General features: G+C 69.5%; 10 protein-coding genes and 1 riboswitch. Of the genes, 7 read left to right on the top strand and 3 right to left on the bottom strand.

Annotated elements, in window-relative coordinates; all coding sequences use genetic code 11:
• Positions 1 to 147 precede the first annotated feature (147 nt).
• Positions 148 to 318, top strand: a riboswitch (cyclic di-AMP (ydaO/yuaA leader).
• From ACFWBQ_RS13625 to ACFWBQ_RS13595, 7 genes are all read left to right on the top strand, one after another.
• A complete protein-coding gene (locus ACFWBQ_RS13625; RefSeq protein ID WP_385487381.1) occupies positions 319 to 1,011 on the top strand; it encodes a transglycosylase family protein in 693 nt (230 codons plus the stop codon).
• 340 nt (positions 1,012 to 1,351) lie between these two features.
• Positions 1,352 to 2,638 (top strand): phosphopyruvate hydratase, encoded by a 1,287-nt coding sequence (gene eno, locus ACFWBQ_RS13620; RefSeq protein WP_385487379.1) that lies wholly within the window; start codon positions 1,352 to 1,354, stop codon positions 2,636 to 2,638.
• A 110-nt stretch (positions 2,639 to 2,748) separates the two neighbouring features.
• Positions 2,749 to 3,219 (top strand): septum formation initiator family protein, encoded by a 471-nt coding sequence (locus tag ACFWBQ_RS13615; RefSeq protein ID WP_385487377.1) that lies wholly within the window; start codon positions 2,749 to 2,751, stop codon positions 3,217 to 3,219.
• A 46-nt stretch (positions 3,220 to 3,265) separates the two neighbouring features.
• Positions 3,266 to 3,799 carry a DUF501 domain-containing protein gene (locus tag ACFWBQ_RS13610; RefSeq protein WP_385487757.1) on the top strand — a complete coding sequence of 178 codons (534 nt, stop codon included), beginning with the start codon at positions 3,266 to 3,268 and terminating at the stop codon, positions 3,797 to 3,799.
• A gap of 161 nt (positions 3,800 to 3,960) precedes the next feature.
• Entirely contained in the window at positions 3,961 to 4,902 is a 942-nt protein-coding gene (locus ACFWBQ_RS13605; RefSeq protein ID WP_385487375.1) for an exopolyphosphatase, read from the top strand.
• A 448-nt stretch (positions 4,903 to 5,350) separates the two neighbouring features.
• On the top strand, positions 5,351 to 6,736 hold the full coding sequence (locus ACFWBQ_RS13600; protein ID WP_329210266.1) for an NAD(P)/FAD-dependent oxidoreductase: 1,386 nt from the start codon (positions 5,351 to 5,353) through the stop codon (positions 6,734 to 6,736).
• A 253-nt stretch (positions 6,737 to 6,989) separates the two neighbouring features.
• Positions 6,990 to 8,288: a class I SAM-dependent methyltransferase gene (locus tag ACFWBQ_RS13595; protein WP_385487372.1), complete on the top strand. Its 1,299-nt coding sequence runs from the start codon at positions 6,990 to 6,992 to the stop codon at positions 8,286 to 8,288.
• 64 nt (positions 8,289 to 8,352) lie between these two features.
• Here the strand turns inward: ACFWBQ_RS13595 and ACFWBQ_RS13590 are convergent, their stop codons facing one another.
• The 3 genes from ACFWBQ_RS13590 to ACFWBQ_RS13580 all read right to left on the bottom strand — a co-directional run bounded on the left by ACFWBQ_RS13590 (position 8,353) and on the right by ACFWBQ_RS13580 (position 12,901).
• The gene (locus ACFWBQ_RS13590) at positions 8,353 to 10,878 is read right to left on the bottom strand and encodes an ABC transporter permease (RefSeq protein ID WP_385487370.1); all 2,526 of its coding nucleotides are present in this window, start codon (positions 10,876 to 10,878) and stop codon (positions 8,353 to 8,355) included.
• A gap of 59 nt (positions 10,879 to 10,937) precedes the next feature.
• Positions 10,938 to 11,759, bottom strand: a complete 822-nt coding sequence (locus ACFWBQ_RS13585) for an ABC transporter ATP-binding protein (protein WP_385487755.1) — start codon at positions 11,757 to 11,759, stop codon at positions 10,938 to 10,940.
• A gap of 122 nt (positions 11,760 to 11,881) precedes the next feature.
• Entirely contained in the window at positions 11,882 to 12,901 is a 1,020-nt protein-coding gene (locus ACFWBQ_RS13580) for a LacI family DNA-binding transcriptional regulator (RefSeq protein ID WP_385487368.1), read from the bottom strand.
• Between the last annotated feature and the right edge of the window lie 179 nt (positions 12,902 to 13,080).

Genomic DNA, 13,080 nt, shown 5'->3' with positions numbered 1-13,080 from the left:
GGTCCTTCGCGGGTTGCGGGTAAGGGCTGATTGTCCGTGATGTCCATCTTTGAATGTGGGGGTTGCCTATGTTTACGGTCGGAACCGCTCGCACCGCGGGCACCTTCGACCGTCACGCCGAATCCTGCCGTCGGCCGAAGGGGACTGACGCGTAAAGCGCCGTAGGCAGGAGCGGGGGACCCAGGTAAGTGCCGGACCCGGCCGTCGGAAGACGGGTGAGGACCGGCTCGGGGTGAAGTCGCTCGCCAGTGCGAGCGACCGGGCAACTCACAGGCCCGAACCCGACAGCTCACCTCGTAGGCGTCGGTGAGGAGAACCATGCTGCTTTCGAGCAAGGGCAAGCACCGTCGCCCGTCCAAGGCCGTCCGTATAGCCACCCTGGCCGGCGTCGCCGGTGCCGCCGTCGCCGTTCCGCTGATGGGTGCGACCGGCGCCTCCGCCGCCTCCGTCGCCACGTGGGACGCCGTCGCCCAGTGCGAGTCCGGTGGCAACTGGTCCATCAACACCGGCAACGGCTACTACGGCGGTCTGCAGTTCTCGCAGTCCAGCTGGGCAGCCGCCGGCGGTACGCAGTTCGCCGCCCGCGCCGACCTGGCCTCCAAGGCCCAGCAGATCACCGCCGCCGAGAAGCTTCTCGACCTGCAGGGCCCGGGCGCCTGGGCCTGCGCCGGTGCCGGCGGCCTGACCAACGACGGTGTGGACCCGGGTGTCGACACCGGCTCCGCGCCGAGCGCCGACAAGGCCGCCCAGCCGGAGCGCAAGGCCGAGCAGCCCACCACGCGCAGCGAGAAGCGCACCGCCCCCAAGGCCTCGAAGACCGTCACCACCCCGACCGGCGACAAGGTCAAGAAGGGTGACGGCGAGTACAAGGTGAAGGCCGGCGACACCCTGAGCACGATCGCCGACGCGAAGAAGGTCAAGGGCGGCTGGCAGAAGCTGTTCAAGCTGAACGGCGACATCGTCGAGGACGCCGACCTGATCTTCCCGGGTCAGCAGCTCCACCTGAAGTAGTCCCGGGTCTCTCCTCCCCGCAGGACCTCAGGACCGCAGAAGGGTGTCCGGCGGCACCCGATGTGTCCTCCCCGGCCCGGCGCACTCACCCCCGTGTGCGCCGGGCCGGGGTCATGTCCGCGGCGTGCCGCATGGGCGCGCCGCGTGCGTGATCGTTCAACTATTGTGGTTACTGGCCAGTAGATTTCTGGAGCTTTGCCCGGTATGGAGACCCTTGGGTCCTTTTTCGTCCCAGGGGACGGGCGGTCGGCCGACGGAGGGGGCCGAGCCGGTTAGGCTCGTGTCGCAAGGCCACAGTGACCCTGCACAACCAGTGTCATATCCCAGAAGGAGATGCCTCGTGCCGTCCATCGACGTCGTCGTAGCCAGGGAAATCCTCGACTCCCGGGGCAACCCCACGGTCGAGGTCGAGGTTGGCCTCGACGACGGCAGCACGGGACGTGCTGCTGTTCCGTCCGGCGCCTCCACCGGTGCGTTCGAGGCCATTGAGCTTCGCGACGGTGACCCCAACCGCTACCACGGGAAGGGCGTCGAGAAGGCCGTCCTCGCCGTGATCGAGCAGATCGGCCCGGAGCTCGTCGGTTACGACGCCACCGAGCAGCGCCTCATCGACCAGGCGATGTTCGACCTGGACGCGACCGAGAACAAGGGCTCCCTCGGCGCCAACGCCATCCTCGGCGTCTCGCTGGCCGTGGCCCACGCCGCGTCCGAGGCGTCCGACCTGCCGCTGTTCCGCTACCTCGGCGGCCCGAACGCGCACCTGCTGCCCGTTCCGATGATGAACATCCTGAACGGCGGCTCGCACGCCGACTCCAACGTGGACATCCAGGAGTTCATGATCGCGCCGATCGGCGCGGAGTCCTTCTCCGAGGCCCTTCGCTGGGGCGCGGAGATCTACCACACGCTGAAGAAGGTCCTGAAGACCAAGGGCCTGTCCACCGGTCTCGGTGACGAGGGCGGCTTCGCCCCGAACCTCGAGTCCAACCGTGCCGCCCTGGACCTCATCCTCGAAGCCGTCAAGGAAGCCGGCTACGTTCCCGGCCGCGACATCGCGCTCGCCCTCGACGTTGCCGCGTCCGAGTTCTACAAGGACGGCGCGTACGAGTTCGAGGGCAAGTCCCGCTCGGCCGCCGAGATGACCGAGTACTACGAGGAGCTCGTCTCCGCGTACCCGCTGGTCTCCATCGAGGACCCGCTGTACGAGGACGACTGGGCCGGCTGGAAGGCCATCACGGACAAGCTCGGCGCCAAGGTGCAGATCGTCGGGGACGACCTGTTCGTCACCAACCCCGAGCGCCTGGCCCGTGGCATCGAAGAGGGTTCGGCCAACGCCCTGCTCGTCAAGGTCAACCAGATCGGTTCGCTGACCGAGACCTTGGACGCCGTCGAGCTGGCCCAGCGCAACGGCTTCAAGTGCATGATGTCCCACCGCTCCGGTGAGACCGAGGACGTCACCATCGCCGACCTCGCCGTCGCCGTGAACTGCGGTCAGATCAAGACCGGCGCCCCGGCCCGCTCGGACCGCGTCGCCAAGTACAACCAGCTGCTGCGCATCGAGGAGATCCTCGACGACGCCGCGGTGTACGCGGGCCGTTCGGCGTTCCCGCGGTTCCGCTTCGAGGGCTGAGCGCCCACCAGCGGGAGCTGAGCCTGCCTTTGGGGGCACCAGCCTCCGTCCGTCCCCGCACTGGGTCCCGTACCGTGTGCGGGGACGGACGTGCGTAATGGGGAGGCGAGATGGCCGGGAAGGACCGAGACCGGTTCTCCACCGCGACCAGGCTGCGGCTGCTCGGGGAGCAGACGGCGGCCCGCGTCTACCGGTCCCAGAACCGCCGCCAGGCCCGCCGCTCCCGGCTCACCGGCAGGGCTGCGTTCCTGGCCCTGATCGTCTGCTCCCTGGTGGTCGCCCTCGCCTACCCGATGCGGCAGTACATCTCCCAGCGCGACGAGATCGCCGATCAGGAGCGGCTCTCGCAGGAGGCGCACCGGCGGACCGAGGAGCTGCGCGACGAGAAGGCGCGGCTCAAGGACGACGCGTACATCCGGCGACTGGCGCGTGAGCACCTCCACTACGTCCTGCCCGGGGAGACCGGTTATACCGTGATCGACCCGGACGCGGCCGAGGTACGCCGCGGCGAACCGGGTGCCACGGGCAGGCCCTGGCACTCGAACCTCTGGGACGGCGTCGACAGCGCCGATCGCGGCTGACCCCGTTCCCGTACATACAGACCGACCGATGACATTCAAGGCAGGCATGGACACGCCCCCTCCGCAGACCGAATCCACCGCGCCCACCGAGGCGGACATCGCCGCGTTCGAGCAGCAGCTCGGCCGGCCGCCGCGCGGGCTGCGCGCCATCGCGCACCGCTGCCCGTGCGGCAACCCGGACGTGGTGGAGACACAGCCCCGTCTGGAGGACGGCACGCCGTTCCCGACGACGTACTACCTGACCTGTCCGCGTGCCGCGTCCGCGATCGGCACGCTGGAGGCCAACGGCGTCATGAAGGAGATGACCGAGCGCCTCACGACGGACCCGGAGCTGGCCGCCGCGTACCGCGGGGCGCACGAGGACTACATCGCGCGCCGCGACGCCATCGAGGTCCTGGAGGGCTTCCCCAGCGCCGGCGGCATGCCGGACCGGGTGAAGTGCCTGCACGTTCTGGTCGGCCACTCACTGGCGGCGGGGCCCGGGGTCAACCCGCTGGGCGACGAGGCGATCGCGCTGCTGCCGCAGTGGTGGGCGAAGGGCCCGTGCGTATCGCCCTGCGGAGAGACGCCGCCGTCCTGACCCGCCCGCAGTGACCGGGGGCCCCGCCCCGGGCCCCGCTCCTCCCGGTCGTGGCGCGCGGGACCGGGCGTGCCCGGCGGTCGAGGGCATCCTTCAGCCTGACCGGCGTTTCGAGGACCGGGGCCCGGGGCGGGGCCCCGGCATACACAACAGGAGCTCCCATGACCCGCGTTGCCGCCATCGACTGCGGTACCAACTCCATCCGCCTGCTCGTCGCCGACGCGGACCCCGCCTCCGGCCGCTTCACCGAGCTCGACCGCCGGATGCAGATCGTGCGGCTCGGCCAGGGCGTCGACCGCACCGGGCGACTGGCCCCCGAAGCTCTGGAGCGCACCTTCGCCGCCTGCCGCGAGTATGCCGCGGCGATCAAGGAGCTCGGCGCCGAGAAGATCCGTTTCGTCGCCACCTCCGCCTCCCGCGACGCGGAGAACAGCGCCGTGTTCGTCAAGGGCGTCCTGGACATCCTGGGTGTCGAGCCCGAGGTGATCAGCGGTGGCCAGGAGGCGCAGCTCTCCTTCGACGGCGCCACCAAGGAGCTGACGGGCAGCGACCATCTGGAGAAGCCCTATCTCGTCGTGGACATCGGCGGCGGCTCCACCGAATTCGTCGTCGGGGACGACTCCGTCCGTGCGGCCCGGTCCGTGGACATCGGCTGCGTACGGATGACCGAGCGTCATCTCGTCGAGGACGGCACGGTCCTCGACCCGCCCACGCCCGGCCGGATCGCCGCGATCCGCGCGGACATCGACGCAGCCCTCGACCTGGCGGAGGAGACCGTGCCGCTGGCCGAGGCGGCCACACTCGTCGGCCTGGCCGGCACCGTCACCACCGTCGCCGCGATCGCGCTCGGTCTCGAGGAGTACGACTCCGAGGCGATCCACCACTCCCGGGTCTCCTTCGAGCAGGTCCGGGAGATCACCGGGCGGCTGCTCTCGTCGACGCACGAGGAGCGCGCGGCGATCCCTGCGATGCACCCCGGACGGGTCGATGTGATCACCGCGGGGGCGCTTGTCCTGCTCGCGGTGATGGAGCGGACCGGAGCCCGGGAGGTCGTTGTCAGCGAGCACGACATTCTCGACGGAATCGCCTGGTCGGCCGCGTGATCACAGTGCGGCGGGCCGAACGGTGAGAACACGCTCATGCGTACTCCGGCCTGCGCCTTTGAGCCTTCCGGGGGCTCCTGGGGCCGGTCGGCGCAGGCCTTCCGGAGGGCGCCGCGACGAACTTCGTGAACTTCTTCACAAGGAATTCGGCTCCACCGGGTGAAGTTCGGCCCCCGAGGGGCCGCACAGGCCCCCCACGGGGCTGTACGGCGGGGCTGCGGGGAGGTTTCGGGGGTGTGGCGCGCGCATGAAGCGGGGCGGTGGTTCGGCCCGCCCGGCGGCACAAGGGCCAGCTCACAAGCGGTGAACAACGTTCGCCAGTGCGTCGTGGTTCCCCTCCGGACCCATGACCTGGGTCACGTGGGCGGCGGAGTGTAGCAGAGGGTGGCGCATACCTTGTGAAGGGGCTCACGAGCGTGCCCCCCGAGGGGGGTGGATACTCGATGGCATGAGCACCACGGAGCGTCCCAGGATCCTCGTTGTAGGCGGTGGGTACGTAGGCCTGTACGCAGCTCGTCGCATTCTGAAGAAGATGCGGTACGGGGAGGCGACCGTCACGGTCGTCGACCCTCGCTCGTACATGACGTACCAGCCCTTCCTCCCCGAAGCTGCTGCCGGCAGCATCTCGCCTCGGCATGTCGTCGTCCCGCTGCGACGCGTGCTGCCCAAGGCAGAGGTTCTCACCGGCCGTGTCACGACCATCGACCAGGACCGCAAGGTCGCCACGATCGCGCCGCTCGTCGGCGAGGCCTATGAGCTGCCCTTCGACTACCTGGTCATCGCGATGGGCGCGGTCTCCCGTACCTTCCCGATCCCCGGCCTCGCCGAGCAGGGCATCGGTATGAAGGGCATCGAGGAGTCCATCGGTCTGCGCAACCACGTCCTCGAGCAGCTGGACAAGGCCGACTCGACGACCGATGAGGACGTCCGCCGCAAGGCGCTGACGTTCGTCTTCGTGGGCGGCGGCTTCGCCGGTGCGGAGACCATCGGCGAGGTCGAGGACATGGCGCGCGACGCGGCGAAGTACTACACGAGCGTGAAGCGCGAGGACATGCGCTTCATCCTCGTCGACGCCGCCGACAAGATCCTTCCCGAGGTCGGCCCGAAGCTGGGCGCGTACGGCAAGGAGCACCTGGAGAGCCGTGGTGTGGAGATCTACCTCTCCACCTCCATGGACTCGTGCGTCGACGGCCACGTGGTGCTGAAGAACGGCCTCGAGGTCGACTCCAGCACGATCGTGTGGACGGCCGGCGTGAAGCCGAACCCGGCGCTGGCCCGCTTCGGTCTGCCGCTCGGTCCGCGTGGTCACGTCGACACCTCCGAGAAGCTTCAGGTCCAGGGCACCGACTACATCTGGGCCGCGGGCGACAACGCCCAGGTCCCGGACCTGGTCGGCCGCAAGGCCGGTAACCCGAACGCCTGGTGCCCGCCGAACGCCCAGCACGCGCTGCGTCAGTCCAAGGTCCTCGGCGACAACGTCATCTCCGGCATGCGGGGCTTCCCGCAGAAGGAGTACAGCCACGCCAACAAGGGTGCGGTCGCCGGTCTGGGCCTGCACAAGGGCGTCGCGATGATCGTCGTGGGCAAGGTGAAGATCAAGCTCAAGGGCCGTCTCGCCTGGTACATGCACCGTGGCTACCACGGCATGGCGATGCCGACCTGGAACCGCAAGATCCGGATCTTCGCCGACTGGACCCTTGCGATGTTCCTCAAGCGCGAGGTCGTCTCGCTCGGCGCCATGGAGACGCCGCGCGAGGAGTTCTACGAGGCAGCCAAGCCGCATCCCGCCCCGGTCGCAGCCAAGGCCGAGGGTGAGAAGGCCAAGGCCTCCTAGCGCCTGTACGTCACCGAAGGGGTCGTCCGCCATCCGTGGTGCGGACGGCCCCTTCGGCGTGCCTGGCACGGTGCGAAGTAGATGGCGTGTGCAGTCATTTTGCCGTTCCGTTGCAACGGAACGGGATGGCAAGCGGGCCGGACGGCGTTGACGCAGGTGTACCTGGCGGCGACTCCGAGGTGTCGTCGCCCGGTTCCGGCACGTATATGCGAATTTAGGCACGTTGGGAAACACCACCACGGAGGTGTACGCCATGGCAGACGCCGCATCGCGGCTGACCGCTCTCGCCGAAGAGTTGCTGGGAGAACCCCTGCCCGTCCGGATCCGGGCCTGGGACGGCAGCGAAACCGGGCCGCCCGGTGCCCCCGTCCTCATCCTGCGCCACCGCCGTGCCGTGCGCCGGCTGCTCTGGAAGCCGGGCGAACTGGGTCTGGCCCGCGCCTGGGTGGCCGGTGAGATGGACATCGAGGGCGACCTCTACGCGGCACTGAACCATCTGGCCGGACTGCTCTGGGAGCGCGGCGCCGACGCGAAGGACTCCGTCCACCCGGTCCGCGACCCGAAGGTCCGTGCGTTCGCCCGCGGCCTCGTCCAGCTCGCCGGACCCTGGCCGCCGCCTCCTCCGCCCGTGGAGGAGATCCGCCGCCGCTCCGGAGCGCTGCACACCAAGCGCCGTGACAAGGAGGCCATCAGCCACCACTACGACGTGGGCAATGCTTTCTACGAACTGGTCCTCGGCCCGTCCATGGTCTACTCCTGCGCCTACTGGCAGGACGGCGGCACGCTCGAGGACGCCCAGCGCGACAAGCTCGACCTCGTCTGCCGCAAGCTCGCGCTGCAGGAGGGCGACCGCCTGCTCGACGTCGGCTGCGGCTGGGGCTCCATGGCCATCCACGCGGCCCGTGAGTACGGCGCCCGGGTCACCGGGATCACCCTCTCCACCGAACAGGCCGCCTTCGCCCGCAAGCGCATCGCCGAGGAGGGCCTCACCGACCGGATCGAGATCCGGGTCCAGGACTACCGGGACGTCAGGGACGGTCCGTACGACGCCATCTCCTCGATCGGCATGGCCGAGCACGTCGGCTCGGTCCGCTACCGGGAGTACGCCGAAGACCTCTACGCACTCCTCAGGCCCGGCGGCCGGCTGCTCAACCACCAGATCGCCCGCCGCCCCGAGAAGGACGAGTCCGCCTACCACGTGGACGAGTTCATCGACGCGTACGTCTTCCCCGACGGGGAGCTCGCCCCGGTGGGCCGCACGGTCGCCACTCTGGAGGAGGCCGGCTTCGAGGTCCGTGACGTCGAAGCACTCCGCGAGCACTACGCGCTGACCCTGCGCCAGTGGGTCACCAACCTGGAGAAGAACTGGAAGCAGGCGGTACGGGTCACCTCGCCAGGACGGGCCCGGGTCTGGCGGCTCTACATGGCGGCCTCCGCGCTCTCCTTCGAGCACAACAGGATCGGTGTCAACCAGATCCTCGCGGTACGTCCGCAGGAGGGCGGTCCCGCGAGCATGCCGCTGCGGGCCCGCGAGTGGACGGCGTCGGGCTGACGCCCTGCACGAAAGGGGGCCGGTATCCGCGACGCGGATACCGGCCCCCTTTCGCAAGCCGCCGCTACTCCGTCTTGATGGCCGTCAGCATGTTCAGCTTCGCGCCGCTGCGGGCCGGCCAGAGCGCGGCCAGCACACCCACGAGCCCTGCGAGCACCAGGAAGAGTGCGAGCCGGTCCCACGGGATCACCAGGGCGTACTGCGGGATCGAGGACGCCAGGCTCTGGCCGATCGCCCAGCCCAGGAACATGCCCAGGCCGATGCCGACCACCGCGCCGAAGAGCGAGATGACCACGGCCTCCAAGCGGATCATGCGCTTCACCTTCGCGCGGTCCAGGCCGATCGCGCGCAGCATGCCGATCTCCTGCTGTCGCTCGAAGACCGACATGGCCAGGGTGTTGACGACTCCCAGCACCGCGATGATCAGGGCCATCGCGAGCAGTCCGTACATGAGGTTCATCGCCAGGTTGACCGTGCCGCCGAACATGTCGCGGATGCCCTGGCGGTCCATGACACTCACCGCGGGGTTGTCGCCCAGAGCGTCCACCACGGCCTGCTCGTTGGCTGTCGTCGGGCCGCCGTCCATGGTCAGCCAGACCTCGCGGATGTCGGCGAGGCTCTCGTGCGGGGCGACGACGTCCGTCGGGATCAGGACCGGCGAGAGGAATTCGTTGCCCTGGAAGAGCGCGCCGACCTTCAGGGTCTCCTTCTTGTCGTCCTGGAACGTCACCGGCACACTGTCGCCGGTCTTCCAGCCGTTCGACTTCGCGGTCTTCTCGTCGACGGCGATCTCGCCGTCGGCCAGCGATGCCAGCGAGCCGGAGACCGTCTTCATCGCGAAGACCTTCTCGATGTCGCCCGGGGTGACTCCGGAGGCCGAGAGGTTCGCGTCTTCGACCTGGAGCCAGACGGACTGCTGGGGCGAGACCGCCACCACACCGTCGGCCGTCTCCAGGGCCGTGAGCGCCGACTCGTCGAGCGGGTCACCGCTCGCCATGGACACCATGTAGTCGGCCTTGATGTGGTCGGTCGTCATCCGGTCGACCGCCTGGCCGAGCGTGACACCGAGCACCGAGATTCCTGTGACCAGGGTGAGTCCGATCGCCAGCGCGGAGGCGGTCGCCCCGGTGCGGCGCGGGTTGCGGACGGCGTTCTGCGAGGCCAGCTTGCCGGAGACGCCGAACAGCTTCGCCAGCAGCGGGCGCACGAGCGCGATCACGGGGCGCGACAGCAGGGGGATGAGCACGATGACACCGATCAGTGCCAGGAAGGCACCGGCTGCGATGAGCGTCCTGTTGCCCTTACCGACCACCGCTCCCGCGACGATCGCAGCGGAACCGAGCAGGGTGATGACCCCGCCGATCGAATTGCGCACCACCAGGGACCTGGTGGTGGCCACCGCGTGGACACTGCTCATCGCTGCCACCGGCGGAATCTTCGCAGCCCGGCGGGCGGGCAGCCAGGCGGCCAGCAGGGTGACCAGCACACCGACGCCGAACGCGGCACCGACCGCGGTGGGAGTGATGATCATCGGTCCTGCCGGGACCTTCCCGCCGAACATGCCGACCGCGGAGCGCAGGCCGACGGCGAGGCCGAGACCGAGCACGAAGCCGATCACCGAGGCGACAGCACCGACCAGACCCGCTTCGAGCAGCACGGCCCGCTTGACCTGGCGGCGGGAGGCGCCGACGGCACGCATCAGGGCCAGTTCCCTGGTGCGCTGGGCGACCAGCATCGTGAACGTGTTGGCGATCAGGAAGATACCCACGAAGAGGGCGATGCCCGCGAAGCTGAGCAGCAGCTGGTTGATGCCCTTCAGGCCTGCTTCGGTCTGCTCGGCCTCCTCGTCCGCGAGTGCGGCACCGGTCTGAGCCTGGGCGTCCTTCGGCAGCAGGGGCTTCACCGCGTCCAGCAGCTGCCGGTCGGATGCGCCGGCCGCGGCGGTGATGCTGACGTCCTTGAACTCGCCGGGCCGCAGATAGAGCTGCTGGGCGACCTGGGTGTCGAGCAGGACCAGGCTGCCGCCCGCGTTGACCGAGCCGTCCTCGGTGGTGAAGATGCCGGAGAGGGTGAACTCCTTCACCGGCCCGTTCGTGGCGACCCGCACCGGGTCGCCCACGCGGTACCTGCCCTTGCTCGCGGTCTCCTTGTCGAGGGCGACCTGGCCGGCCTCGGCCGGTCCGGTGCCGTCGGTGAACGCGTACTGCGCGTCCTTGCCGTCCTTGCCCGGGGCGAAGTTCGCACCGGTGTTGGTCCAGCCGTTGCCGATGAGCTTGCCGTCCGGGTCGGCCACGCCGGCGAAGCCGGAAACCCGGCCGGTGGCCTCCGCCACTCCGTCCAGGCCCTGGATCTTCTTCAGGGTGGCGGCGTCGACGGCCGGGGTCTTCTCGTCGCCGCGCTCGGCGTACGTGGTGACCACGACGGCGATGTCGTCGTAGCTCTTGGCGGACTGGTTGCGGAAGGCGTTGCCGAGGGTGTCGGTGAAGACCAGGGTGCCGGAGACGAAGGCGACGCCGAGCATGACGGCGAGCACGGTCATCAGCAGCCTGGCCTTGTGCGCGAGCACATTGCGCAAGGCGGTACGGAGCATGTTGTTGTGTCCTGGGATGAGGTCGGGAGGAGGGGACGGGGAAGCCGGCTACCAGCGGTTCAGCTGGTGCGGCCCTTCGCGTCGAACGCCTTCATCCGGTCGAGGACCCCGTCCGCGGTCGGGTGCATCATCTGGTCGACGATCGCACCGTCCGCGAGGAAGATCACGCGGTCCGCGTAGGAGGCGGCCACCGGATCGTGGGTCACCATCACCACGGTCTGCCCGAGTTCGCGCACCGAGTTGCGAAGGAAGCCGAGCACCTCGGCGCCGGAGCGGGAGTCGAGGTTTCCGGTCGGCTCGTCACCGAAGATGATCGCCGGCTGGGAGGCCAGGGCGCGGGCCACCGCGACGCGCTGCTGCTGGCCCCCGGAGAGCTCGGTGGGCCGGTGCTTCAGCCGCTCGGAGAGGCCCACCATGTCGATGACCTTCTGCAGCCACGCGGCGTCCGGCTTCCGGCCGGCGATGTCCATCGGCAGGGTGATGTTCTCCAGTGCCGACAGGGTCGGCAGGAGGTTGAAGGCCTGGAAGATGAAACCGATCTTGTCCCGGCGCAGCTGCGTCAGCTGCTTGTCCTTCAGCGATCCCAGCTCGGTGTCGCCGATGCGCACGGATCCGCTGCTGAAGCTGTCCAGACCGGCCACGCAGTGCATGAGGGTGGACTTGCCGGAGCCCGACGGGCCCATGATCGCGGTGAACTCGCCCTGCGGGAAGTCCACGGTCACCCGGTCCAGGGCGACCACCTGGGTCTCACCCTGGCCGTAGACCTTCGACAGCTCCGTGGCGCGGGCGGCGACCGCGGTGGTGCGGTGAACGGTGGTGGTGGTCACAGGGGTACTCCTGGTTCGGGCGACGATGCGGCGGGGTTCGCGGGACCCCTCCATCGTCACCGCCGTATTGCTCCCGGACGTCAGCCCCCGTGCCCGTTCCCGGGGCCCTCTTGAGTCGCATCGGCAGGACCGCGGCGTACTCCTCGGGTATGACACCGACCCTGAGGCGTCCGTCCTCAGCGGGGTGGGGCGGTGGAGCCGCGGGGCACCAGCCGGGCTGCGGAATCCTCGAATCCGGGTGCCGAGCCGTCTGCCACCATCGCCAGCAGGGTGCGCGCCGCATGGGTGCCGTACGCCGGGATGTCGCGGCTCAGCGCGGTCAGCGGCGGCCGGACGACCCGGGACAGCTGGGAGTCGTCCCAGGCGACGAGCGAGAGGTCGGCGGGTACGTCGAGCCCCATTTCCTGGGCGACCGAGAGCCCGGCGACGGCCATGATGTCGTTGTCGTAGATGACGGCGGTGGGCCTCGTGGGCGAGCTGATCAGCCGCCGCGTCGCGTGTGCGCCCTCCTCGCCGGAGTAGTCGGTGTGCACCACCACCGGTTCGTCCAGGCCCAGTTCTGCGGAGATCTCGTGCTGGGCCCGGTCGCGCAGCCGGGTGTGGATCAGATCGGGCAGCCCGGCGACCCGGGCGATGCTTCGATGGCCGAGCGCGCTCAGATACGTGAGGGTGTCCCGCAGTGCCGCCGAGTCGTCCGACCACACGGGGGTGAGGGGCCCGGCCGCCGAGGGATGGCCGATCACCACGGCCGGCATTCCCAGCTCGGCGACGCCCTCGATGCGCAGGTCCGGGGAGCGCACGTCGGCGAGGAACACCCCGTCCACCCGGCCCTCGCCCCACCAGCGCCGGTACATCTCCAGTTCCTGCGCGGGGTCGGTGACGACCTGGAGGAGCAGGGCGCAGCCGCGGGTGGCCAGCTCGGTCTCGATGCCGCTGATCAGCTCCATGAAGAACGGCTCGACGCCGAGCATTCTGGCGGGCCGGGACAGCGCGAGGCCGACGGTGTCGGCCCGCGCGTGGGTCAGCGCGCGGGCCGCGCTGTTGGGCCGCCAGCCGATCTCCTGGGCGATGGCCTTGATGGAGGCACGGGTCGCGGGGGAGACCCCGGGGCGGTCGTTCAGCGCGTACGACACCGCGACTTTGGAGACCCCGGCCCGGCGCGCGATGTCGGCGATCGTGGGACGGTGCTTGGACATGCGACCTCACTTAACCGGTTCGTGTTCAGCGGTCATCTTAGCTACAGCTCCCTGACCTGTGTCTTCCTCTTCCCGGTCTAGACCCCTTCGCAATCCCCCGAAAAAACTGCAATGGGAGCGCTCCCGCACCCTTGACACGACCCTGGGGCCCCCATACCTTCACGGCACTTACCCGGTTC

This window comes from Streptomyces sp. NPDC060035, assembly GCF_042736635.1.
In the GTDB taxonomy this organism is placed as follows: Bacteria; Actinomycetota; Actinomycetes; order Streptomycetales; family Streptomycetaceae; genus Streptomyces.
This window is presented reverse-complemented; position numbering and strand designations above follow the sequence as displayed.

Coding starts and splice junctions, on each gene's coding strand:
- ACFWBQ_RS13625 (WP_385487381.1), top strand. CDS start 319: ATGCTGCTTTCGAGCAAGGGCAAGCACCGTCGCCCGTCCAAGGCCGTC.
- ACFWBQ_RS13615 (WP_385487377.1), top strand. CDS start 2,749: ATGGCCGGGAAGGACCGAGACCGGTTCTCCACCGCGACCAGGCTGCGG.
- ACFWBQ_RS13610 (WP_385487757.1), top strand. CDS start 3,266: ATGGACACGCCCCCTCCGCAGACCGAATCCACCGCGCCCACCGAGGCG.
- ACFWBQ_RS13605 (WP_385487375.1), top strand. CDS start 3,961: ATGACCCGCGTTGCCGCCATCGACTGCGGTACCAACTCCATCCGCCTG.
- ACFWBQ_RS13600 (WP_329210266.1), top strand. CDS start 5,351: ATGAGCACCACGGAGCGTCCCAGGATCCTCGTTGTAGGCGGTGGGTAC.
- ACFWBQ_RS13595 (WP_385487372.1), top strand. CDS start 6,990: ATGGCAGACGCCGCATCGCGGCTGACCGCTCTCGCCGAAGAGTTGCTG.
- ACFWBQ_RS13590 (WP_385487370.1), bottom strand. CDS start 10,878: ATGCTCCGTACCGCCTTGCGCAATGTGCTCGCGCACAAGGCCAGGCTG.
- ACFWBQ_RS13585 (WP_385487755.1), bottom strand. CDS start 11,759: ATGGAGGGGTCCCGCGAACCCCGCCGCATCGTCGCCCGAACCAGGAGT.
- ACFWBQ_RS13580 (WP_385487368.1), bottom strand. CDS start 12,901: ATGTCCAAGCACCGTCCCACGATCGCCGACATCGCGCGCCGGGCCGGG.